The sequence below is a fragment of the Brevundimonas sp. SS2672 genome (assembly GCF_059579685.1).
The window spans coordinates 1,826,649-1,846,934 of sequence record NZ_CM184201.1 but is presented as its reverse complement, the minus strand read 5'-3'; the positions used below and the strand labels follow the sequence as shown (position 1 = coordinate 1,846,934).

Genomic DNA, 20,286 nt, shown 5'->3' with positions numbered 1-20,286 from the left:
TTTCTTGGATGAAATCGACGAAATTTCTGTAGCTTGCGCTGGATCAAGGCGGAGTGAGGCGAGCAGGCGCAAGGTCATGATGACATCGAAGCCGGGCCCTCTCCCGACCCGGCGAATGTCGGGGATTGCACCGATGAAAACCACCGCCGCATTGATCGCTTCCGTCAGCCTTCTGGCCGTCGCGGGCGCCGCCTCGGCCCAGAACGCCGCGCCTGAGCCGGTGGGCAAGGGCTCGCTGATCGTCACCGCCCGTATGACCGGCGTCCTGCCTCAGGCCGATGACGCCATCGTCACCGCCGCCGGGGCCGACAGCGGCCTGAAGGTCGACGTGGGCGACGACTGGATGCCGACGCTGGGCTTCACCTATTCCGTCGCCGACCACTGGGCCGTCGAGGCCATCCTGGGCGCCACCCAGCACGAGGTCCGCGCCAAGGGCGGCGCGACCGATGTGGCCGTGCATGAGACATGGGTTCTGCCCCCGGTGGTGACGCTGCAATACCGGCCGACGCCGAACGCGACGGTCAGCCCCTATGTCGGCGCGGGCGTCAGCTACATGGCCTTCTTCAGCGGCAAGGATAAGAACGGCTTCGAGGTCGATCTGGATGACGGCTTCGGCGTCGCGCTGCAGGCCGGCGCCGACTGGAACATTTCCGGCCCGTGGACGCTGAATGTGGACGCCAAGAAGGTGTGGTTCGACACGGACGCCAGGATCAACGGCGGCGCGCTGAAGAGCAGCGTCAGCCTGGCCCCCTGGGTCGTGTCGGTCGGCGTCGGCCGCAAGTTCTAGAGCTGATACGGGGAGGGGCGCGGAACGTCAGGCCGCGTCCCCTTATCCCTTCAACGAGAATAGGTCAGGCGGCGCCTTCGCCCAGGGCCTTCAGCGCGGCCGGATCGGGCAGGGCGACGTCATTGCCCGGCAGCAGCCGGATCAGGCCCGAGGTCTTGAATTGGGTGAAGACCCGGCTGACCGTCTCGATCGTCAGGCCAAGGTAGTCGGCGATGTCCAGCCGCGTCATCGGCAGGTGGACCTGCCCCTCCGGGCCGCCCAACTGCACCTGGCGCTCCGACAGGCGGGTCAGGAAGCTGGCCAGCCGCTCGCGCGCCGTCTTGCGGCCCAGAAGAACGATCTGCTCCTGCGCCGCCATCAGCTCATCCCCGGCCAGGGCCACCAGTCGGTGCTCCAGCGCCGGCAGGGCGTTCAACAGTTGATCGAAGTCGCCGCGCCGAAAACGGCAGGCGTTCAGCGGGGTCAGCGCCTCGGCGGTGAAGCTGGAGGCCCCGCGCCCGCCCAGACCCAGAAAGTCGCCCTGGAACAGGAAGCCGGTGATCTGGCGCCGTCCGTCGGGCAGCAGGCGGTACAGCTTCACCGCCCCGTCCACCACGTTGAAGACGTAAGGGTTCGGATCGCCTTCATGGAACAGGGCCTGTCCCGGCTGGGCCGAGACGCTCTCGCTGGCGCAGGCCATGCTCTGAAGCTCGTGCCCCTTGAGGTCCGCGCAGACACCTAGCGGACGGGCGCCGCAGCTGGCGCAGGGATGGACGTCTTCCAGACGCACCTTTTCGAGTTCGGCCTGAGCCGCGGCGGTGTTCACGAACGTCGTCTCCCGGATGACGCGGCAGTCTAGGCGATAAGAGGCTGAATCCGAATAGGTCAGCCTGTCCTAGCCGCCAGTTCCGCGGCGCAGTCCGGCGCAGCGGCTTCCTCGGCATAGCGCAGCCGCGCGCCCAGCTGGCGGGCGAGGGCGGTCAGCTCGACCGCCAGGCTCTGACGCACCAGGGGGCGCACGCCCATTTCGCGCACCACGAAGGGACCGGCCCACAGGGTCTCGCCGTACTCCAGGTCAGGCTGGCGCCACCAACTGACGAAGCCCAGCACGCCGCCGCGCCGATTGCGCGCGCTGAGGATGCCCCGGCTTTCCGGGGCGGCGCGCCAGGCCGACAGGAAGGCGTCCCACTGGGCCGGCTCCAGATTGGGCCGCCACAGACGCGCCAGGGCGAAGGCGGCCGGCGCCTCCGCTTCGCTGAGGGGGGCCACCTCCAGACGAGGCGTATCGGACGCGAAGCGGGACTCTGTCATGAGAGTATTGGAACCGAAGCGGCGTCCAGTCGCCTTGATCTGCGTCAAGGCTGCGTCGAAGCTGCCAAGCCAGTCTGTCGGACCCGTCCGCTCTCGTATCCTCTGGAGAAACGCCATGAGCTCGACCTCGCGCATCACCCCGATCCACGGCGGCGCGGTGGCCGCCATTCTCAAGCTGCTGGACAGCCAGAAGCTGATGACTCTGGCGGTCAACCGGGCCGACGGGCGGCCGCAGGCGGCGACTCTGGGCTATCTGAACGATGGGCTGAACCTCTACTTCGTCACCGCCCGTGACAGTGAGAAGCTGAAGAATCTGACCGCCGACCCGCGTGTCGGCGTCGCCGTGCGCGGCGTGGGCCAGGAGGGGGAGGCGGTCGGCGTCTCCATCGACGGTCGCGCCGAAGAGGTCACGGACGGCGACGAGGTGAAGCGGCTGAACGACCTGATCATCGCCCGCTCGCCGGACATCAGCCCCTGGGCGCCGGGCGGCGACGCCGTCGCGGTGGTCAAGGTGATGCCCGAGGAGATCGAGGCGGTGGCCGTGATCGACGGCCGCAGTCGGGCTCAGACCTTCTCGGTCGGCGATTCCGACGCCCTGGTGAAAGGGCTGAGCTATGAGCCCAGCGCCGTGGCCCGTCTGTTCTGAGGAAAATCCGCGACTTCGCGCGCCTGCGGCGCAGATGGCCCTTGAAATGACCGTGGCCCTCGGGCATACGCCCCCTCTGGCGAGGGTCGCGCCGCTGGGTGAATATCCACGGCGCGCTGATCTTTGTCCGGGACACTAGGAGTGTAGCTCAGCTGGTAGAGCATCGGTCTCCAAAACCGAGGGCCGGGGGTTCGAGTCCCTCCACTCCTGCCATTCCCCCTGTTGCGATCGCCTGGGACTTCCCATGTGGGGCAGCAGGATCCAGAGGTTGAAGAGACGTCAAATGGCCAAGGCGAAGACCCCGGGCGGCCGCCGCTCCACGGGGACCAAGACCGCAGCAGCCGCGCAAGGCGCAGCGACCGTGGCCGTCGACGCGCCCGCGCCGAAGAAAAAGACGTCCATCCCGCAGTTCATCAACGAGGTTCGCGCCGAGGCGCGGAAGATCGTGTGGCCCAGCCGCAAGGAGACTTGGATCACTTCGGTGATGGTCTTCATCATGGTGCTGATCGCGGCCGCCTTCTTCTGGATCGTCGACACGGGTCTCGGCTTCGCGTCCCGCATCATCCTCAGCCTTGGCCAATAAAGGAGACGCGCACATGACCGATGCAGCGCCCAAGCCGGCGGCCAACCCCCGCCACAAGTGGTATATCGTCCACGCCTATTCGAACTTCGAAAAGAAGGTCGCCGAGCAGCTGCGCGACCAGGCCAAGCAACAGGGCCTGGAAGACGCCTTCTCCGAAATCCTGGTTCCGACCGAGGACGTCGTTGAGATCCGCCGCGGCAAGAAGGTCAACGCCGAGCGCAAATTCTTCCCCGGCTATGTGCTGGTGAAGATGGAGATGACCGACGAAGCCTATCACCTGGTCAAGAACACGCCGAAGGTCACGGGCTTCCTGGGCGCCGCGGGCGGCACCAAGCCGCTGCCGGTCTCGGAGCGTGAAGTCCAGAACATCATCGGCCAGGTGGAAGAGGGCGTCGAGCGTCCGAAGCCCACCATCCGCTTCGACATCGGCGAGAACGTCAAGGTCACCGACGGCCCGTTCGCCAGCTTCGACGGTCAGGTCGAGAGCGTCGACGAAGAGAACGCCCGCCTGCGCGTGGCCGTCTCCATCTTCGGCCGCCCGACCCCGGTCGACCTGGAATACAATCAGGTGGAGAAGGTCAGCGCCTGATCGGCCGCTGACGCCACGCAGAGATCGGGACCGTCTCCGGGCGGTCCCGTTTGCGTTTTCAGGGCCTGCCTGCTAAACGCGCGCCTTCGCTGGACGGCCTTGGAGTCGCCCGGCGTCAAATCCGTGGAAGGCAGCCATGCCGCACCACGGCTCACCGGCCCGACGCATCGTCATCGGGTCATTCATAGGAGAGACCAATGGCCAAGAAGATTCTCGGCTATATCAAGCTGCAAGTGCCGGCCGGTTCGGCCACGCCTTCGCCCCCGATCGGCCCGGCTCTGGGTCAGCGCGGCGTGAACATCATGGGCTTCTGCAAAGAGTTCAACGCGCGGACCGAGAAGGAAGCCAAGGGCACCCCGCTTCCGACCGTCATCACCGTCTATCAGGACAAGTCGTTCACTTTCATCACCAAGACGCCGCCGGCGACTTGGTATCTGAAGCAGGCCGCTGGCATCAAGTCGGGCTCCAAGCTCGTCGGCCGCGAGTTCGCCGGCAAGGTCACGCAGACGCAACTGCGCGAAATCGCCGAGAAGAAGATGAAGGACCTGAACGCGAACGACCTGGACGCCGCGTCGCGCATCATCGAGGGCTCGGCCCGCGCCATCGGCATTCAAGTGGTGGAGGGCTAAGACATGGCTAAGCTGACCAAAGCCCATAAGGCCCGCACGGGCGTCACCGAAGACCTGCTGGCCTTCAACGAAGCCATCAAGTTGGTGAAGGACAACGCCAAGGCCAAGTTCGACGAGTCGATCGAAATCGCCGTCAACCTGGGCGTCGACCCGCGTCACGCCGACCAACAGGTCCGCGGCGTGGTGAACCTGCCCTCGGGCACCGGCCGTGACGTCCGCGTCGCCGTCTTCGCCAAGGACGCCAAGGCTGATGAAGCCAAGGCCGCCGGAGCCGAGCACGTCGGCGCTGAAGACCTGTACGAGAAGATCGCCGGCGGCTTCATGGACTTCGACCGCGTGATCGCGTCGCCGGACATGATGGCCCTGGTCGGTCGTCTGGGTAAGGTGCTGGGCCCGCGCGGCCTGATGCCGAACCCGAAGGTCGGCACCGTGACCCCGAACGTCGCTCAGGCCGTCAAGGACGCCAAGGGCGGCGCCGTCGAGTTCCGCGTCGAGAAGGCGGGCATCGTCCACGCCGGCATCGGCAAGGCCTCCTTCACCCAGGACGCCCTGGAAGCCAACGTCAAGGCCATCGTGGACGCCCTCGTCCGCGCCAAGCCGTCGGGCGCCAAGGGCACCTATGTGAAGCGCATCGCCCTGTCCTCGACGATGGGCCCCGGCTTCAAGATCGACCCGGCTTCGCTGGGCGCCTGATCCGGCTTCACGGCTAAGAACGACGACGGCCCCGGAGAGACATCTCCGGGGCCGTTTTCCTTGGTCGCGGCCTATCGTGCTTCGAGGCCTGACTGTTCAGTAGCCGACGGTGAAGCGGGCGCGCGGATGACGGGGCGTCTCGATCTCGTCGGCCATGGCGATGGCGTAGTCGGGGAAGGAGATGCGGCTGTTGCCCTGAGCATCCGTCAGCAGGGCGTCGCCGCCCAGCCGGAAGACGCCGGTGCGCTCCGACCCGTCGAACAGGGCCGAAGGGGACAGGAAGGTCCAGTTCAACTCGGGCTCCGCGCGCAAGGCGTTCAGAAAGCGGCCGCCCGCCAGGGCTTCGGCCTTGTAGGCTTCGGGGAAGGCGGGCGTGTCGACCAGGCGCTGGCCCGGCGCGATCTCCAGGCTACCGGCGCCGCCAACCACCAGGTAGCGCGGAACGTCCGCATCCTTGATCGCCTGGATCAGCAGGACCGGATCGCTGTCCACGAACATGACGGCGCTGACCACGGCGTCGGCGCCGACCAGGGCCGGGGCGAGGGTTGCGGGCTGGTTCACATCCCCGGCTACCGCCGTCACGCCAGCCCCCGCAGGGACCCGTTCAGGCCGACGGGCCACGCCCGTCACCTGATGTCCGCGTCGGGCCAGTTCCTTGACGATTTCCGATCCGACGCGGCCGCTGGCGCCCAGGACAGTCACTTTCATGAATATGCTCCTTGTGGTTACCAATGGGAACCAGGTGTGTTAAAGGAAGCGGTCATGCAAGAAGGCACTTTTCTCTCACCAGGTTCCCCGATGGTGACCGCCTCCAGCGGGGGCGAGCGCGGAAACGTCTACGCCGCCGACTGCCCGACCCGCCTGTTGCTGGACCGGATCGCCGACAAGTGGACGGTGCTGCTGCTGACGACCCTGTCGGACGGCCCGATGCGCTTCAACGCGCTGAAGCGTCGAATAGAGGGCGTGTCGCAGAAGATGCTGAGCCAGACTCTGCGCCAGATCGAACGCGACGGCCTGGTCACGCGCCGGGTCGAGCCGAGCGTGCCGGTATCGGTGACCTATACGATCACGCCCTTGGGCCAGGGACTGGTTCAGGCCCTGAGGCCGATGATCGACTGGGCCGAGACCCGGATGAGCGAGGTGGCGGTCGCCCAGTTAGCCTATGATCAGGCGCGCGGCGACTGATCCATGGTGAAGTCCCTCTGTGCTTTCATCATCTCGGTGATCAGCCGTTTCTCGCCGTCGTCGAGATAGGGGTTCCAGACGTCGAAAATCAGGATGACGCGCATGGCGTCGGCGTCGTTCCAGGCTTCATGCTCGATGGTGTCGTCAAAGACCCAGGCGCGACCCATCTCCCAGTCGCGAACCGTATTGCCCACGCGGAAGCGGGCCGGTCCCGGCAGGATCAGCGGCAGGTGAGTCAGCAGACGCACGTTTGATGAGCCGGTGTGCGGCGGAATATGCGTCTTCGGCTGAAGCGCCGAGAACATGGCGGTGGGAGAAAAGCCCTCCTGGTCCGCCATGGGCAGACTTTCCAGCAGGGCGGCCGTCTGGGGGGCTCGCGCGCAGATTTCGTCCTGGCGGCGCCCATCCTTCCATAAGAAGAGGGAGCTCCACTTGCGCGAGTGGTTCAGCTCTCCCCACTGATTGACCGGCGCCCCCTTGGGATAGGCGATGTAGGGCGAGAACTCGTCGAATGCCGTCTCAAGCAGGGTCGCCAGCTCGGCCTGGATGACGGGAGTCGCTTCTTCCAGCCGCGCCAGCCACGGAAACAGCGCGCGGTCGTAGAAGGGGATGGCGGGCAGGCGCGGATAGTTGAGCAGCAGCGGTTGCTGCCTGGGCGGCTGTTTGAGGCCGGCGTAGATCTCCAGGCCTTCCTCGAAACGTTCGCGGCTGGCCTCGCCCAGTTCAGCCTTCAGCGGCGCGATGCGGTCCTTCATGAAGTCGGCCAGGGCTTGGGCGTGCCGGTCGATCAGGCGGCTGGCGTAATCCATCTGGCTGACGACGCCGGGCGGACAGGACGCGCGCGGCGGGGCGATTTTCAGGGCGTTGCGATACACCTCAACCGCCGCCTTGGTCTGATTGACCTTCTCCAGCATGGCGCCCTTGGCCAGCAAGGCCATGAAGTCATAGGGACGCATCTCCAGGGCGTCGTCCAGAACGCTCAGGGAGGCGTGGTAGTCGCCCAGAAGGCGCAAGGCGACGGCGCGGTTCAAGGTGGCGTTGTGCGTCTTGCCGAACTGATCCGCCTGATCCAGCAACTGAAGGGCCGCGCGAGGGTCGCGACGAGCCAGGGCCTGGCCGGCTTCGACAAGCAGGCGTTCCTGCTCTGCAGGGTAGGTCATGACGATTTACGCCGTTATTCAGACACAAAGATGACACTTTCCTCATGCGCCTGAGCGGACCTCCGCGTCAATGGGCAGGGGAGAAATCCGAGAATCCGTATGCGGATGACTTGACGGGAGCGTCGGAAGCCGGGAGTTGGTGCCCCGGTCCGGTTCTCGATGTGCGCGACACGGCCTTGCGGGAGATGCCCATGCTCAGCTGGTTTCAGGCGCTGCTGCCTAAGGAAGACAACTTCTTCCGCCTGTTCGACGCCCATGCCCAATCTCTGGTTCATGGTGCGAGCGCGCTGCGTCAGATGATGAACGGGGGGCCGGCGACCGGCGAATGGTGCGCCAAGGTGGTCGCCCATGAAGAAGAGGCCGATGAGATCGCGCGCGAGGTGCTGTTCGCCGTGCGCCGCAGCTTCATCACTCCGTTCGACCGCGCGGATATTCGGGGTCTGACGAACTCTCTGGATGACACCATCGATCAGATGCAGAAGGCGGCCAAGGTCGTCACCCTGTACGAGATGCGCGACTTCTCGCCCAAGATGCAGGAGCTGGCGGACATCGCCGTCGAATGCGGGGCGCTGACGCAGGAGGCCTTCACCCTGCTGCCGGCCATGCGCAAGAACCATGAGCGGCTGGCGATCCTGACGGAGCAGATCACCAATCTGGAAGCCCGCAGCGACGACCTCTATGACGCGGGCATGAAGGCCCTGTACGAGGCGCACCGTCACGACATGACGGGCGGCAACACCCTGGGCTTCATCATCGGCAGCCAGTTGCTGGACCACCTGGAGAAGGTGATCGACCGGTTCGAGGACGTCGCCAACCGTATCAACGGCGTTCTGGTCGAGCACCTGTAGGACGGTCATGGACCACGCCCTCCTGATCCTGGCCTTCCTGATCGGCGTCGCCCTGCTGTTCGACTTCCTGAACGGTCTGCACGACGCCGCCAACTCGATCGCCACCATCGTCGCCACGCGCGTCCTGCCGCCGATCTATGCGGTGGGCTGGGCGGCCTTCTTCAACTTCATCGCCTTCCTGTTCTTCGGCCTGCACGTCGCCGACACCATCGGCCGGGGCATCATCTCGCCGGACATCATTTCGGATCAGGTGATCTTCGGCGCGCTGATGGGCGCCATCAGTTGGAACGTCATCACCTGGATTGCGGGCATTCCCTCATCCAGTTCCCACGCCCTGGTCGGCGGCCTGCTGGGCGCGGGCGTGGCCAAGGCGGGCGGCGGGGCCATCGTGCTCAGCGGCGTGCTGAAGACGGTCGGCGCCATCTTCATGTCGCCCGCGATCGGCTTCCTGCTGGCCCTGTTGCTGGTGCTGATCGTGTCCTGGCTGTTCGCCAAGGCCAATCCCAACTTCGCCGACCGGGTCTTCCGCGGTTTGCAGTTCGTGTCGGCCTCGGCCTATTCCCTTGGGCATGGGGGCAACGACGCCCAGAAGACGATGGGGATCATCGCCATCCTGCTCTATTCGCGCGGCATGCTGGGCGGCGAGTTCCACGTGCCCTTCTGGGTGGTCATCACCTGTCAGGCGGCCATCGCCCTGGGCACCCTCTTCGGCGGCTGGAAGATCGTGCATACCATGGGATCCCGGATCACGCGCCTTTCTCCCCAGCAGGGGTTCTGCGCCGAGACCGGCGGGGCCATCACCCTGTTCGCTGCGACCAGCCTGGGCATTCCGGTGTCGACCACCCACACCATCACCGGCGCCATCATCGGCGTGGGCGCGGCCAAGCGCGTTTCGGCCGTGCGCTGGAGCGTGGCGCGCAGCATCGTCACCGCCTGGTTCATCACCATGCCGGCCGCCGCCGCCATCGGCGCCCTGTTCTACGCCCTGGGCGGGCTGTTCCTGACCTGATGTCGAACAAGCCTCGCACCCTGTCGTCGGAGACCCGCCAGGTCGCAGCCCTGCCCTGGCGGCACGGCGCCGACGGCGTGGAGATCATGATGATCACCTCGCGCGAGACGCGGCGCTGGGTCATCCCCAAGGGCAACCGCATGGCGGGCAAGACCGACGCCGAGGCCGCCGTGATCGAGGCCTACGAGGAGGCCGGGGTCCAGGGCGACGTCATGGGCGCGCCGATAGGCTGGTTCCGCTATGGCAAGCGGCTGAAGTCGGGACGGGTCCAGGCCACCATCGCCAGCGTCTATCCGCTGGAGGTCTTCATCCAACTGGGCGCCTGGCCCGAAGACGCCCAGCGCGAGCGCCGCTGGATGTCCACCGAAGACGCCGCCGTCGCCGTGGACGAGGTCGAACTGGCCGAACTGATCCGCGACTTCAAGCCGAGCCGCGGGGCGGAGTAGGGCGTTTCGCTTTCAATAGAGAACCTTGTTCACTATGAATGCGGCGTCACTATGGAGAATCCGATGTCGCCCGTTCTGTCCGCCGCCTGTCTCGCTCTTGTCGTGACGGGGATGGCCTTCTCGGCGCCCGCCCAGGCTCATGCGTCGCTCGAGGAGCAGTCCAAGGCCTTGGTGCAGGTTTCCGATAATCGCGCAGCCCTGACCCGTCGCTATCTGGAGTTGACCACGGGCGGCGTCGACAAGCTTGTACAGCAGTTGATCAGCGAGGAGCTCACGGCTTTGGCCGACCAGATGCCGGCCGAACAACTGGCGTGGTTCCGCGCCAACGCCGTCATCATCATGCGGCCCCATATGGACGGGTTGATCCGGAGCTTGAGCGACGACATCCAGACCCGCTTCACCGAGGCTGAACTGGAAGCCCTGGTCGGCTTTTACGACACGCCGCAGGGGCGTGCGATCGCGACCAAGCAGATGGAGATGGGCGGCGCCATGGGCCAGGCCATTCAGAGCTTCCAGATGGCCTATCTGCAGGATCTGATGACCAAGTTCTGCGGCGCCTTCGACTGCGAGGCCATGGCGCGTGAAGCGGGAGGCGTCGCCAAGCCCTCCAAGCGTTGATTTTCCCGCCCGGCCGTGTATAGAGCCCGCATCTCGTCGGGGTCTCGGCCTCGACGATGCCTGTCCGAGAACTTCGGGATGCGGGGGTCGCCCGCGTCATAATCGTCAGAAGGCCTTCTGACGCCGTGGGGAGATGGGGATGCAAAGACCTTTTGCCTGCCGGAATCCGGCGGGCGGGCCACGCTTCCTTCGGACAATAAGACCGGCCTGAACGCTGTGCAGCGATGCATGGCGCTTAAGCCAAATCCGTCGTCGGGAATAAGCCCGGCGGCGAATACCAAAACTGGAGACCACAATGGACCGCGCACAAAAAGCCGAGTCGATCGAATCGCTGAAGAGCGTGTTCGCCGACGCGGGCGCCGTGGTCGTGACCCACAACCTGGGTCTGACCGTTGTGGAGATGGAAGACCTGCGTGGTCGTCTTCGTAAAGAAGGCGCCGCGTTCAAGGTGGTGAAGAACCGTCTGGCGCTCAAGGCGCTGGGCGTCGAGGAAGGCAGCGAGTACCACAGCCTGTTCACGGGCCCCGTGGGCATCGCATACGCCGCCGATCCCGTCACCGCCGCCAAGGTCACGGCCGAATTCGCCAAGGGCAACGACAAGTTCGTCATCCAGGGCGGTTTCATGGGCGACAAGGTTCTGGACGCCAAGGGCGTCGAGGCCCTGTCCAAGCTGCCGTCGCTGGACCAACTGCGCGGCAAGCTCATCGGCCTGCTGCAAGCCCCGGCGACCAAGGTTGCCGGCGTCCTGCAGGCGCCTGCCGGCCAACTGGCTCGCGTCTTCAACGCGTACGCGACCAAAGACGCCGCCTAAGCCCCGTCATCTCTGCATATCTCTCTGAACCTCATCCTACCGAAGGAAGACTAACATGGCTGATCTCGCCAAAATCGTTGAAGAACTGTCGGCTCTGACCGTCCTGGAAGCCGCTGAACTGTCGAAGCTGCTGGAAGACAAGTGGGGCGTCTCGGCCGCCGCTCCGGTCGCCGTCGCCGCTGTCGCCGGCGCTGCTGAAGCCGCTCCGGCTGGCGAAGAGCAAACCGAGTTCACCGTTGTCCTGGTTGACGGCGGCGACAAGAAGATCAACGTCATCAAGGAAGTCCGCGGCGTCCGCACCGACCTGGGTCTGAAGGAAGCCAAGGACCTGGTCGAAGGTGCTCCGCAGCCGGTCGTCGAGAACGTCTCGAAGCAAGCTGCTGAAGAGCTGAAGAAGAAGCTGGAAGAAGCCGGCGCCAAGGTCGAAATCAAGTAAGATTTCGGAACTGGCCTCTGGATCTCCAGAGACAGCTTTCAAAGCGAAGCGGGTCGGAGGGAAACCTCCGGCCCGTTTTCTTTTGCGTCGAGCCGTGTCGCGCAAGCGCGGCAACAGGCGTGCGTGACGCGGGCGAGTTGGCGCGCTAATCTGCCCCGAAAGGCCATCAGAGCCGTGAGGAGCGTTCCCATGTCCGACTTCGAGCACGTTTTCGAGCAGCCGCCGGAAGGTGCCGCCGCCGACTGGACCATCCCGCAGAACTGGTCCGGCTATACCGAGGTCGAACACCAGACCTGGAACACCCTGTACGAGCGGCAGATGAAGATCCTGCCGGGCCGCGCCTGCGAGGCCTTCATGCGCGGCCTGGACGCGCTGGACCTGAACGCGGGCGGCATTCCCGACTTCGAGATCATCAACCCCAAGCTTCAGGCCCTGACCGGCTGGACCGTGGTCTGCGTGCCGGGGCTGGTGCCGGACGAGGTCTTCTTCGACCACCTGGCCAACCGTCGCTTCGTCTCGGGCCAGTTCATCCGCAAGCCGGACCAACTGGATTACTTGCAGGAGCCGGACATCTTCCACGACGTGTTCGGCCACGTTCCGATGCTGACCGACCCCGACTTCGCCGCCTATATGGAGGCCTACGGCAAGGGCGGGCAGCGGGCGGCGTCGCTAGGGATGCTGCCGAATCTGGCGCGCCTGTACTGGTACACGGTCGAGTTCGGCCTGATGCAGGAAACGGGCGAGCTTCGCATCTATGGCGCGGGCATCGTGTCGTCGGCGACCGAGAGCGTCTTCAGCCTGGAAGACCCCTCGCCGAACCGCCTGGGCTTCGACCTGGAGCGGGTGATGAAGACGCTGTACCGCATCGATGACTTCCAGCAGGTCTATTTCGTCATCGACAGCATCGAGGCGCTGAAGACGGTGACATTGCAGGACTTCGGCCCCGTCTATGAGCGGCTGAAGGGCGCCGAGGCCTTGCCGATCGAAGCCGTCCTGCCGACGGACAAGGTGTTCACGCACGGCACCCAGGCCTACGCCGCCAAGGGCGGGCGCTTCGCGGCATAGACGGCGCATCTTCTCCCTCCCCATGAAGGGGAGGGAGAAAAACAGAGTCCAATTCGTCTGAATCGTCTGAATCTCTCCTCTGCGGTGGCGCGGGGGAGAGATCATCTCATGGGTGCAGGCGACAGTGTGAAAGCGCGGGTCTGCGAGCGCCGACGCCGGGAATTTCCTGCGTTTGAACGGTGAGGATGCGCTGACGCTCCCTTCTTTCCGTCACCCTCGGGCTTGTCCCGAGGGCCCAGGTTCGGCTCACGCTCCCGAGCACGGAGTCCAATCGCCGCGCCTAACCGCTAACCGTAGCGGGTTTGTCCCGATGGGCCCTCGGGACAAACCCGAGGGTGACGGTGTGCTCAGGCCCTGAACCGCTCCCACGGGCCGGTGACGGCCAGGGTCATGCCGGGCGAGTACAGGTTCACGAACATGGTCCGGCCGTCCGGCGCCCAGCAGACGCCGGCGAACTCGGTGTTCGACTCGTCGGCGTCGTGGCGCATGGCGTTGCGGGCGATGGCGTAGACGCGGCCGTCGGGGGTGACGCCCTTCACGTGTTGAGTCCCGACCTGCTTATCCTCGCAGCCGATGACGTGGCCGTTCGGGGCGATGGCGATGTTGTCGACATAGTCCAGCACGGCGCGGTCGCCCGCCTCGACGAACAGCTCCAGCATGCCGGGTTGGGCGGCCTCGTCCGACTGGCCCTCGCGCGGGCTGGGGACGTAGCGCATGATCTGGCCGTGGCGGCCGACGCCGCCCGAGGTGCAGGTGAAATAGAGGTGATCGCCCGCCCAGTGGACGCCTTCGCCGCGCGCGAAGATCGCCGCGCCCGAGGCGTGGCCGCGCAGGGACAGGTCGCCGTCGGGGCTTTCGACGTGATCCAGATCGACCCAGCGCACGGCCAGGCGCTGGCCCTGATGCCAAAGGACGTGGTTCCAGTTGCGGGTGTCGCCGCGCGCCTGATCGACCAGGGCCAGAGCCTGAAGGCGGCCGCCCGCGTGCAGGCGGCGCGGGTCGGTCGGCAGGTAGCGGTAGAAGAGGCTCTCGGCCGTGTCCTCGGTCATGTAGACGACGCTGGTGCGCGGATCGATGCAGGCGGCCTCGTGCTTGAAGCGGCCCATGGCGCGGATCGGGGTGGGATCGACCAGGCCGGTGGCGCGCGACGGCACCTCGAACACCCAGCCATGGTCCTGGGGCAGGCCGTCCTTGGTCCCGGCCACGATCTCTTCGCAGCTCAGCCACGAGCCCCAGGGGGTGACGCCCCCGGCGCAGTTGACCGCCGTGCCGCCCAGGCTGAGGTGCTGGCGCTCGGTGCGGCCGGTCTTGAGGTTGTAGACGACGGTGGTCGTGCCGCCGCCCAGCGGAGCGACCGCGCCGTTCTCATCGGAATAGACGCCATAGACGCGGGCGCGGTCCAGATCGCCGACCAGACGGTGGTTGGCGCCCCAGGCGCTGGCGTTGAACTCCAGCGGATTGACCTCGTGGTTGCGGACCAGGATCACCCGGTCCTCGTCCAGCCCGAAGCAGCCCATGCCGTCGAACTTGTCGGGGGTCAGCAGGCCGTCGGCCATGGTCTCGCCCGCCTGGGACACCACGCGGTAGGAGAAGCCCTCGGGCAGGTCCAGCAGGCCGTAGGGATCGGCCTTCATCGGGCCGTAGCCGAACACCTCGTTGCGCGAAGGGCCATCGATGAATCCGTCCGGTTCGGCGGCCATGGCTTGGGCGCGTTTGGCGTAGCCCGACAGGGCGAGGGCGGCGGCGGAGGCCATGAAGGCGCGGCGTGAAGCGATCATGCCTCGTGCTTACGAGCGGTGCATTACGGTCCGATGACGACGGCTTGACCGCAGAGTGACGCGGGCTGCGGCCGATGGTCCTGTCTGAGGGTCAGACCCGTTGGAACGGATAGAAGCCGCCGCCCAGGTTCAGGACCTGCGTCAGCTCGTCCAGCGCGCCGCGCGTTTCGTCCAGCAGGGCGGGATCGGCCAGGTCGTGCGCCGTCAGGCTGTCGCGATACCAGCGGCGGCCCCAGTCCGACAGACGGGCGTGCAGGGCGTCGGTCAGGCGCATGGCCGGGTTGGTCGCCGCCAGCTCGGCCTCGGTCAGGACGACCCTGAGACGGAGACAGGCGGGGCCACCGCCGTTGCGCATCGACTGACGCACGTCGACGTATTCGACATGGCCGATCGGGCCGTTGGAGGCGGCGAGCCCTTGCGCGACCGCATGGCTGCGCGGGTTGTCGCGCGTCTCGGTCGGGCAGATCAGGGTCAGACGGTCCTGGCCAGGAACCCGGATCAGCATGGAGTTGAACAGATAGGAGCTGATGGCGTCGGCCAGCGGCAGGTCGGCGGCCGAGACCTCGACGAACTGCGGCTCGAAACCGCGGGCGGCGGCGCGGATGGCGGCCTTGGTCCCGTCCGTGTCCTCGAACGCCAGCTCATGGAAGAAGAGGGTGTCCAGGGCGCCGACGCAGACCACGTCGTTGTGGAAGGTGCCGCCCGCGATGGCGACCTTGCCCTGACGGGCCAGGACGGCGCCGGACGCTTCGTGGCGGCGCATGATCGCCTCGGACGCCTCGCGTGTCTGGCGGGCGGGGTAGGGGCCGTCCCAATGCTCCCAGGCCTCACGACCCCAGACCATCAGATTGACGCCCGCCTCGCCGTGATCGCGGCACAGGCGGACGTGGTTGGCCGCGCCCTCGTCGGCCAGATGGGCGACCGAGGGCAGGGCGTCGTGGACGACGAAGCGGCGGGCGTCGGGGAAGAGGGCGTCCAGGGCGCGCTTGGTCTGATCGTGCTCCAGGCTGCGGTGCAGGTTGGTGATCAGATTGGCGGGGGTGAAGTGGACGCGGTCGTCACGTGCGTCGGCGCTGGGCGTCACCGTGGCGGCGTTGGCGGCCCACATGGGCGAGGCCGAACAGGCGGCGGCGGCGAAGGAGGGCGCGTCCTTCCATGCGCGTTCCAGCACCTGGGCGTCGGAGCCCGAGAAGCCGAGGTCGCGCAGGAAGGGGATGTTCGGTCGCTCATGCGGGGGCAGGACGAACTGGGGCAAACCCAGGTCGGCCAGGGTCTTCATCTTGTCGAGGCCTTGCAGCACGGCCGCGCGCGGGTTCGACGCCTCGCCCCTGTTCAGGCTGGACGCCAGATTGCCCGGCGACAGCCCGGCGTAGGAGTGGGTCGGCCCGATCAGACCGTCGGCGTTGGCTTCTATGGCGCTCATGCGTCCTTCTCCCCTGTGGGAGAAGGTGAGCGCCGGAGGCGCTCGGATGAGGGGTGACGGCGGCGCCGTTTCCGATCATCCGGGACCTTGAGTTCGAACTATCCAACATGGCGCTGATACCCCTCATCCGTCTCGCTCTGCGAGCCACCTTCTCCCACAGGGGAGAAGGGATTAGCGAAGGCCCTTGATCTCGCTCTCGATGTTCTTGACCGAACCGGCCTCAAAGCTGGCGACCGGATAGGCGCAGTAGTCGGCGGCATAGTAGGCGCTGGGACGGTGGTTGCCGCTGGCTCCCAGCCCGCCGAAGGGCATGTCGCCCGCCGCGCCCGTGGTCGGACGGTTGAAGTTCACCACGCCCGCGCGGATGCGGTTGATGAAGCGATCCCAGTTCTTCGCGTCGTCGCTGACCAGACCGGCCGACAGGCCGTATTTGGTGGCGTTGGCGGCGGCGATGGCGGCGTCGAAGGTCGGGACGCGCAGCACCTGCAGGAAGGGGGCGAACATTTCCTCATCCTCGACCGCGACGCTGGTGACGTCGATGATCGCAGGCTTCACGAAGGCGCCGGGCAGGTTGTCGACCGGGCCTGAGGCGCGGATGACCTTGGCGCCCGCGTCGATGCGTTGTTGCAGGGCGGCGAGAGCGGCGCTGGCGGCCTTCTCCGAGATCAGCGGCCCGGCGTAGGGCTCGGGGTCGCTGTCCCACGGGGCGAAGTTCAGGCGGTCGGACAGGGCCGCCACGGCCTCGACGATGGCGTCGCCCGCTGCGCCTTGCGGCACGATCAGGCGGCGCGCGCAGGAGCAGCGCTGACCGGTGGTGACGAAGGCGGACTGGACCACGATGCCCGCGACCGCTTCAGCATCGGCGGCGTCCCAGACGACCAGCGGGTTATTGCCGCCCAGCTCCAGAGCCAGGATGACGTGGGGATCGTCGGCGAACTTGCGGCGGAAGTGGGCGCCCGCCGCGCCCGAGCCGGTGAACATCAGCGCGTCGATCGGCTGATCCAGCAGGGCCGCGCCGGTGTCGCGCCCGCCCTGCACTAGGTTGAACACGCCCTTGGGCAGATCGGCGGCCTCAAGGCATTCGGCCATCAACTGGCCGGTCAGGGGCGTTTCTTCGGAGGGCTTGAACACGACGGTGTCGCCCGCCAGTAGGGCCGGGACGATGTGGCCGTTGGGCAGGTGGCCGGGGAAGTTGAACGGGCCGAGCACCGCCGAGACGCCGTGCGGACGGTGACGCAGGACGGCGCGGCCGAAGGCGGTGTCGTTCGACCGTTCGCCGGTGCGCTCATCATAGGCGCGGATCGAGATGTCGACCTTGCCCGCCATCGAGGCCAGTTCGGTCTTCGTCTCCCACAGGGCCTTGCCGGTCTCGCGGCTGATGGCCTCGGCCATTTCGGGGGCGCGGTCCTTGAGCACGGCCTGATAGCGTTTGACCGCGTCGATGCGGTCCTGACGCGGGCGGTCGGCCCAGTCGGGGAAGGCGGCGCGGGCGGCCTCGACGGCGGCCCCGACCTGTTCGACGGAAGCGGCTTCGCCTTCCCAGACGGTTTCGCCGGTGGCGGGGTTGGTCGAAGTGAAACGGGTCATTTGAGTTCTCCCCTTCTCCCCTTGTGGGAGAAGGTGGTCGCGGCAGCGACCGGATGAGGGGTTGCGGCGACGTCTGACAGGGCGGCGCTGGAGCTAAGATAAGAGGCGGACGTCGCGGCGACACCTCTCATCCGACCTGCTTCGCAGGCCACCTTCTCCCACAAGGGGAGAAGGGTGCTCATCACGACTTCACCCGTACCGTGGCGCCGTCCTTGATCTTCAGGGCGGCGGCGACGTCGGGGGTCATGCGGGCCAGGTCGCCGTCGACCAGGACGCGGGCGCGGACGGCGCGGAAGGCGGCGACGCTGTCGGTCGAGACGAGGGAGGGCAGGTCGACCTCGACCTCCTTCTCGATGCGGGCGGTCAGGACGCGGGCGTCGCGCACGGTGCGGATGTTGTCGCGGCCGCAGGCCACGGTCGGACCGGCGTCGAAGATGTCGACCAGGCCGTTGGGGCGGAAGCCTTCGCTCTCCAGCAGGGCCATGGCGGGCACGCCCTGGGGGTGGACCTTGCCGATCACGGCGCGGGCCGGTTCGGGCAGCAGGTCGATGTAGATGGGATGGCGCGGGGCCAGGTCCAGGATGAACTGCTTGTCGGTCGAGCCGGTCATGCGGTCGGCGTCGTCGAAGTCCATCGGGAAGAATTTGTGCGCCACATGGTCCCAGAAGGGGCAGTAGCCGTCGGGCGTGAAGACGCCACGCAGCTCGGCCAGCACATTGTCGGCGAACAGGTCCGGCTGGGCGCCGATCAGCATGTAGCGCGACTGGCTGAGCAGGCGCCCCGCGCCGCCCTTGCGCCGGTCGGCCTTGAGGAACAGGGAGCCGACCTCGGTCCAGCCGGTGCATTCGTTGACCAGCACCAGCGTCTGATGGTTCAGCTTCACGCTCAACGACGGCGACTGGACGGTGTTGTTCACCACGCGGAAGCTGAAGAAGGGCCGCTTCAGCCCGACCGTCGCCTTGACCGAGCCGATGCCGTCGATGTCGCCTGTATCGCCGTCTTCCAGCATCAGGGTGTACCAGGCTTCTTCGGGCGCGATCCTGCCTTCAAAGCTGGCCTTGCTGAGCTCCAGTCGCTCGCTCAGAACATCGGCGTCCTCGGGCAGGCTGGTGAAGCCGGGGCCGGACAGGATGGCCAGTTCGAGCAGGTGATGAAGGTCGGCGGGACCGGCGGGGCGAACAACGAGCACTAAATTCCTCCGTCACTCTCGGGCTTGTCCCGAGAGCCTATCGTTGGGCCGGACGCGAGGGTCGGCTTGGTGTTTGGCGACCGGAACAGCCGCGAACGGCTCGCCCGTTGAACCATGGGCCCTCGGGACAGGCCCGAGGGTGACGATGAGGGCGTTACGCTCACATGGTCTCCAGTCGGAGCTGTTTCAGTTTGAGGGCGTCGATCTCGCCCGAGGCGATCTTGCACAGGATCAGGGCGGACAACTGCGCGCGCTCGACGAAGCTGGCGGGCCAGGCGAACTCCTGATCCGAGTGGATCTCGCCGCCGACCACGCCGAGGGTGTCGACGTTGGGCAGGCCTGCGGCGTGCAGGTTATTGCCCTCGCAGACGCCGCCCGACGGCTTCCAGGCGATGGTCTGGCCCAGCAGGTCGCCCGCGTCGCGCACGGCGTGGAACAGGGCGGTCTGGCTGGCGTCCATCGGCTTGGGCGCGCGGGTCATGCCGCCGTGCAGGTCCAGCGTCAGGCCGGGGAAGGGCGGCTCGGCGGCGATGGCGCGCACCGTTTCGTCGATCCACGTCGCGCTCTGGGCGTCCGGCACGCGGACGTTGAAGCGGATGACGGCGTTGTCGGCGACGACGTTGAGCGGCCCGCCGCCGGCGATCTTGGCGACATTGACGGTGACGCCCTCGCGCTGGCCGTTCAGACCATGCAGGCGGGCGGCGATGATGGCGGCGCCCGCGACGGCGTTGGCGCCCTCGTGGAAGGCGCGGCCCGCGTGGGCGGCCTTGCCGGTGACGATCAGGTGGAAGTTGCCGCTGCCCTTGCGCTCGCCCGCCAGCGTGCCGTCGGACAGGGCGGGTTCATAGGTCAGGCCGACATGGCCGCGCGCGCCCAGTTCCGCCAGCAGGGGGGCCGAGGCGGGCGAGCCGATCTCTTCGTCAGGGGACAGCAGGACGGTCCAGCCGGCGCGGGCCCTGTCGGGGTGCGTCTCAAAGGCTTCCAGCGCGGCCAGCATGACGCTGATCCCGCCCTTCATGTCGGCGATGCCGGGGCCGTTCAGGGCGCCGTCGTCGCGCGTGACGACGCGCTGGAAGGCGCTGTCGGCGGGGAAGACGGTGTCGTAGTGGCCGGTCAGCACGACCTGAAGCGGCGCCTCGGGCCGGGCGGTGATCTTCAGGCAGTCGGCGTAGCTTTCGGCGATCACCGCGCCGCTGTCGGCGACGGTGGTGGAGCCTTGCGTCGGCACGCGCTCGACCGTCGCCGCCGCACCAAAAGCGGCGCGCGCCGTGGCGTCCAGAACGTCGAGAACCCGCGCCAGCCCTTCGGCGTGGCGGCTGCCTGAGTTGATGTCGGACCAGTCGATGGCGCGTTGAACAATGGCGTCGCCACGGGCCGCGACGTGGTCCAGCACGGCCTGATCCTGAGGTTCGATCCGCATGGCCGCGACCCTAGACGGGGCGAGGAAAAAGGTGAAGGCGGGGCGGTTTCTCTCTCACGCCCTTGGGATTTCGGCGTCAGGCGGGATAGTTTCG

General features: G+C 66.9%; 22 protein-coding genes, 1 tRNA gene and 1 pseudogene. 15 read left to right on the top strand and 9 right to left on the bottom strand.

All coding sequences use genetic code 11. The features are described from left to right. Window positions 1-133 precede the first annotated feature (133 nt). Window positions 134-787 (top strand): OmpW/AlkL family protein, encoded by a 654-nt coding sequence (locus AC52GN_RS09425; protein ID WP_496526861.1) that lies wholly within the window; start codon window positions 134-136, stop codon window positions 785-787. Window positions 788-851: 64 nt separating this feature from the next. Here AC52GN_RS09425 and AC52GN_RS09420 read toward each other — a convergent pair whose 3' ends face one another. Together AC52GN_RS09420 and AC52GN_RS09415 are read right to left on the bottom strand one after the other, a co-directional pair. Next, window positions 852-1,592, bottom strand: coding sequence for a Crp/Fnr family transcriptional regulator (locus tag AC52GN_RS09420; protein WP_312219158.1), 741 nt, complete (start codon window positions 1,590-1,592; stop codon window positions 852-854). A 59-nt stretch (window positions 1,593-1,651) separates the two neighbouring features. Next, complete coding sequence (locus tag AC52GN_RS09415) at window positions 1,652-2,077, bottom strand: hypothetical protein (RefSeq protein ID WP_343829478.1); 426 nt, start codon at window positions 2,075-2,077, stop codon at window positions 1,652-1,654. Window positions 2,078-2,192: 115 nt separating this feature from the next. Between AC52GN_RS09415 and AC52GN_RS09410 the strand changes: the two genes are divergently transcribed. From AC52GN_RS09410 to rplA, 6 genes are all read left to right on the top strand, one after another. After that, entirely contained in the window at window positions 2,193-2,723 is a 531-nt protein-coding gene (locus AC52GN_RS09410; protein WP_496526860.1) for a pyridoxamine 5'-phosphate oxidase family protein, read from the top strand. Window positions 2,724-2,860: 137 nt separating this feature from the next. Continuing rightward, window positions 2,861-2,936 (top strand) — tRNA-Trp (locus tag AC52GN_RS09405). Window positions 2,937-3,006: 70 nt separating this feature from the next. Further along, entirely contained in the window at window positions 3,007-3,306 is a 300-nt protein-coding gene (secE, locus tag AC52GN_RS09400; protein WP_291774119.1) for a preprotein translocase subunit SecE, read from the top strand. A 13-nt stretch (window positions 3,307-3,319) separates the two neighbouring features. Further along, the gene (nusG, locus tag AC52GN_RS09395) at window positions 3,320-3,895 is read left to right on the top strand and encodes a transcription termination/antitermination protein NusG (protein ID WP_003168512.1); all 576 of its coding nucleotides are present in this window, start codon (window positions 3,320-3,322) and stop codon (window positions 3,893-3,895) included. A 197-nt stretch (window positions 3,896-4,092) separates the two neighbouring features. Next, window positions 4,093-4,524, top strand: coding sequence for a 50S ribosomal protein L11 (gene rplK, locus AC52GN_RS09390; protein WP_312219155.1), 432 nt, complete (start codon window positions 4,093-4,095; stop codon window positions 4,522-4,524). Window positions 4,525-4,527: 3 nt separating this feature from the next. Continuing rightward, window positions 4,528-5,217 (top strand): 50S ribosomal protein L1, encoded by a 690-nt coding sequence (gene rplA, locus AC52GN_RS09385; RefSeq protein ID WP_312219154.1) that lies wholly within the window; start codon window positions 4,528-4,530, stop codon window positions 5,215-5,217. Window positions 5,218-5,313: 96 nt separating this feature from the next. Here the strand turns inward: rplA and AC52GN_RS09380 are convergent, their stop codons facing one another. Then, window positions 5,314-5,925 carry an NAD(P)-dependent oxidoreductase gene (locus AC52GN_RS09380; RefSeq protein WP_496526859.1) on the bottom strand — a complete coding sequence of 204 codons (612 nt, stop codon included), beginning with the start codon at window positions 5,923-5,925 and terminating at the stop codon, window positions 5,314-5,316. A 90-nt stretch (window positions 5,926-6,015) separates the two neighbouring features. Here AC52GN_RS09380 and AC52GN_RS09375 point away from each other — a divergent pair, with 90 nt between their 5' ends. Then, entirely contained in the window at window positions 6,016-6,402 is a 387-nt protein-coding gene (locus tag AC52GN_RS09375) for a winged helix-turn-helix transcriptional regulator (RefSeq protein WP_453988427.1), read from the top strand. On the opposite strand, the gene AC52GN_RS09370 is transcribed toward AC52GN_RS09375, so the two are convergent. Further along, window positions 6,384-7,562: an aspartyl/asparaginyl beta-hydroxylase domain-containing protein gene (locus tag AC52GN_RS09370; RefSeq protein ID WP_496526858.1), complete on the bottom strand. Its 1,179-nt coding sequence runs from the start codon at window positions 7,560-7,562 to the stop codon at window positions 6,384-6,386. The two genes, AC52GN_RS09375 and AC52GN_RS09370, sit on opposite strands and share 19 nt — an antisense overlap. Window positions 7,563-7,753: 191 nt before the next feature. On the opposite strand from AC52GN_RS09370, the gene AC52GN_RS09365 reads away from it, so the two are divergent. The 7 genes from AC52GN_RS09365 (at window position 7,754) to phhA (ending at window position 12,795) form a co-directional block, all read left to right on the top strand. Beyond that, the gene (locus tag AC52GN_RS09365; protein ID WP_312219151.1) at window positions 7,754-8,410 is read left to right on the top strand and encodes a DUF47 domain-containing protein; all 657 of its coding nucleotides are present in this window, start codon (window positions 7,754-7,756) and stop codon (window positions 8,408-8,410) included. Window positions 8,411-8,417: 7 nt separating this feature from the next. Continuing rightward, the gene (locus AC52GN_RS09360; protein ID WP_291774143.1) at window positions 8,418-9,419 is read left to right on the top strand and encodes an inorganic phosphate transporter; all 1,002 of its coding nucleotides are present in this window, start codon (window positions 8,418-8,420) and stop codon (window positions 9,417-9,419) included. After that, window positions 9,419-9,865: an NUDIX hydrolase gene (locus AC52GN_RS09355; protein WP_346521838.1), complete on the top strand. Its 447-nt coding sequence runs from the start codon at window positions 9,419-9,421 to the stop codon at window positions 9,863-9,865. The genes AC52GN_RS09360 and AC52GN_RS09355 overlap by 1 nt, the downstream gene beginning before the upstream one ends. Window positions 9,866-9,928: 63 nt before the next feature. After that, window positions 9,929-10,483 (top strand): DUF2059 domain-containing protein, encoded by a 555-nt coding sequence (locus tag AC52GN_RS09350; RefSeq protein ID WP_496526857.1) that lies wholly within the window; start codon window positions 9,929-9,931, stop codon window positions 10,481-10,483. A 295-nt stretch (window positions 10,484-10,778) separates the two neighbouring features. Beyond that, window positions 10,779-11,294 carry a 50S ribosomal protein L10 gene (gene rplJ / locus AC52GN_RS09345; protein ID WP_496526856.1) on the top strand — a complete coding sequence of 172 codons (516 nt, stop codon included), beginning with the start codon at window positions 10,779-10,781 and terminating at the stop codon, window positions 11,292-11,294. Window positions 11,295-11,349: 55 nt separating this feature from the next. Beyond that, the gene (gene rplL / locus AC52GN_RS09340; protein ID WP_125902220.1) at window positions 11,350-11,730 is read left to right on the top strand and encodes a 50S ribosomal protein L7/L12; all 381 of its coding nucleotides are present in this window, start codon (window positions 11,350-11,352) and stop codon (window positions 11,728-11,730) included. A gap of 189 nt (window positions 11,731-11,919) precedes the next feature. Beyond that, window positions 11,920-12,795, top strand: coding sequence for a phenylalanine 4-monooxygenase (phhA, locus tag AC52GN_RS09335; RefSeq protein WP_346486496.1), 876 nt, complete (start codon window positions 11,920-11,922; stop codon window positions 12,793-12,795). A 347-nt stretch (window positions 12,796-13,142) separates the two neighbouring features. Here phhA and AC52GN_RS09330 read toward each other — a convergent pair whose 3' ends face one another. From AC52GN_RS09330 to AC52GN_RS09310, 5 genes and pseudogenes are all read right to left on the bottom strand, one after another. After that, window positions 13,143-14,573: an alkaline phosphatase PhoX gene (locus tag AC52GN_RS09330; protein ID WP_496526855.1), complete on the bottom strand. Its 1,431-nt coding sequence runs from the start codon at window positions 14,571-14,573 to the stop codon at window positions 13,143-13,145. A gap of 91 nt (window positions 14,574-14,664) precedes the next feature. Further along, window positions 14,665-15,996, bottom strand: a complete 1,332-nt coding sequence (astB, locus tag AC52GN_RS09325; RefSeq protein WP_496526854.1) for an N-succinylarginine dihydrolase — start codon at window positions 15,994-15,996, stop codon at window positions 14,665-14,667. A 171-nt stretch (window positions 15,997-16,167) separates the two neighbouring features. Continuing rightward, window positions 16,168-17,592 (bottom strand): annotated as a pseudogene (astD, locus tag AC52GN_RS09320) (succinylglutamate-semialdehyde dehydrogenase); the annotation flags it as partial. 172 nt (window positions 17,593-17,764) lie between these two features. Then, window positions 17,765-18,772 carry an arginine N-succinyltransferase gene (locus AC52GN_RS09315; protein WP_346486502.1) on the bottom strand — a complete coding sequence of 336 codons (1,008 nt, stop codon included), beginning with the start codon at window positions 18,770-18,772 and terminating at the stop codon, window positions 17,765-17,767. 160 nt (window positions 18,773-18,932) lie between these two features. Continuing rightward, window positions 18,933-20,192, bottom strand: a complete 1,260-nt coding sequence (locus tag AC52GN_RS09310) for a hydrolase (protein WP_496526853.1) — start codon at window positions 20,190-20,192, stop codon at window positions 18,933-18,935. Window positions 20,193-20,286: the final 94 nt, after the last annotated feature.

Excerpts from the sequence above, each read along its gene's own strand:
- astB (WP_496526854.1), bottom strand. The coding sequence starts at position 15,996 with ATGAGCGCCATAGAAGCCAACGCCGACGGTCTGATCGGGCCGACCCAC.
- AC52GN_RS09365 (WP_312219151.1), top strand. The coding sequence starts at position 7,754 with ATGCTCAGCTGGTTTCAGGCGCTGCTGCCTAAGGAAGACAACTTCTTC.
- phhA (WP_346486496.1), top strand. The coding sequence starts at position 11,920 with ATGTCCGACTTCGAGCACGTTTTCGAGCAGCCGCCGGAAGGTGCCGCC.
- AC52GN_RS09355 (WP_346521838.1), top strand. The coding sequence starts at position 9,419 with ATGTCGAACAAGCCTCGCACCCTGTCGTCGGAGACCCGCCAGGTCGCA.
- AC52GN_RS09370 (WP_496526858.1), bottom strand. The coding sequence starts at position 7,562 with ATGACCTACCCTGCAGAGCAGGAACGCCTGCTTGTCGAAGCCGGCCAG.
- AC52GN_RS09350 (WP_496526857.1), top strand. The coding sequence starts at position 9,929 with ATGTCGCCCGTTCTGTCCGCCGCCTGTCTCGCTCTTGTCGTGACGGGG.
- rplA (WP_312219154.1), top strand. The coding sequence starts at position 4,528 with ATGGCTAAGCTGACCAAAGCCCATAAGGCCCGCACGGGCGTCACCGAA.
- AC52GN_RS09310 (WP_496526853.1), bottom strand. The coding sequence starts at position 20,192 with ATGCGGATCGAACCTCAGGATCAGGCCGTGCTGGACCACGTCGCGGCC.
- AC52GN_RS09360 (WP_291774143.1), top strand. The coding sequence starts at position 8,418 with ATGGACCACGCCCTCCTGATCCTGGCCTTCCTGATCGGCGTCGCCCTG.
- AC52GN_RS09425 (WP_496526861.1), top strand. The coding sequence starts at position 134 with ATGAAAACCACCGCCGCATTGATCGCTTCCGTCAGCCTTCTGGCCGTC.
- nusG (WP_003168512.1), top strand. The coding sequence starts at position 3,320 with ATGACCGATGCAGCGCCCAAGCCGGCGGCCAACCCCCGCCACAAGTGG.
- AC52GN_RS09330 (WP_496526855.1), bottom strand. The coding sequence starts at position 14,573 with ATGATCGCTTCACGCCGCGCCTTCATGGCCTCCGCCGCCGCCCTCGCC.
- rplL (WP_125902220.1), top strand. The coding sequence starts at position 11,350 with ATGGCTGATCTCGCCAAAATCGTTGAAGAACTGTCGGCTCTGACCGTC.
- AC52GN_RS09415 (WP_343829478.1), bottom strand. The coding sequence starts at position 2,077 with ATGACAGAGTCCCGCTTCGCGTCCGATACGCCTCGTCTGGAGGTGGCC.
- rplJ (WP_496526856.1), top strand. The coding sequence starts at position 10,779 with ATGGACCGCGCACAAAAAGCCGAGTCGATCGAATCGCTGAAGAGCGTG.
- AC52GN_RS09410 (WP_496526860.1), top strand. The coding sequence starts at position 2,193 with ATGAGCTCGACCTCGCGCATCACCCCGATCCACGGCGGCGCGGTGGCC.
- AC52GN_RS09380 (WP_496526859.1), bottom strand. The coding sequence starts at position 5,925 with ATGAAAGTGACTGTCCTGGGCGCCAGCGGCCGCGTCGGATCGGAAATC.
- AC52GN_RS09375 (WP_453988427.1), top strand. The coding sequence starts at position 6,016 with ATGGTGACCGCCTCCAGCGGGGGCGAGCGCGGAAACGTCTACGCCGCC.
- secE (WP_291774119.1), top strand. The coding sequence starts at position 3,007 with ATGGCCAAGGCGAAGACCCCGGGCGGCCGCCGCTCCACGGGGACCAAG.
- rplK (WP_312219155.1), top strand. The coding sequence starts at position 4,093 with ATGGCCAAGAAGATTCTCGGCTATATCAAGCTGCAAGTGCCGGCCGGT.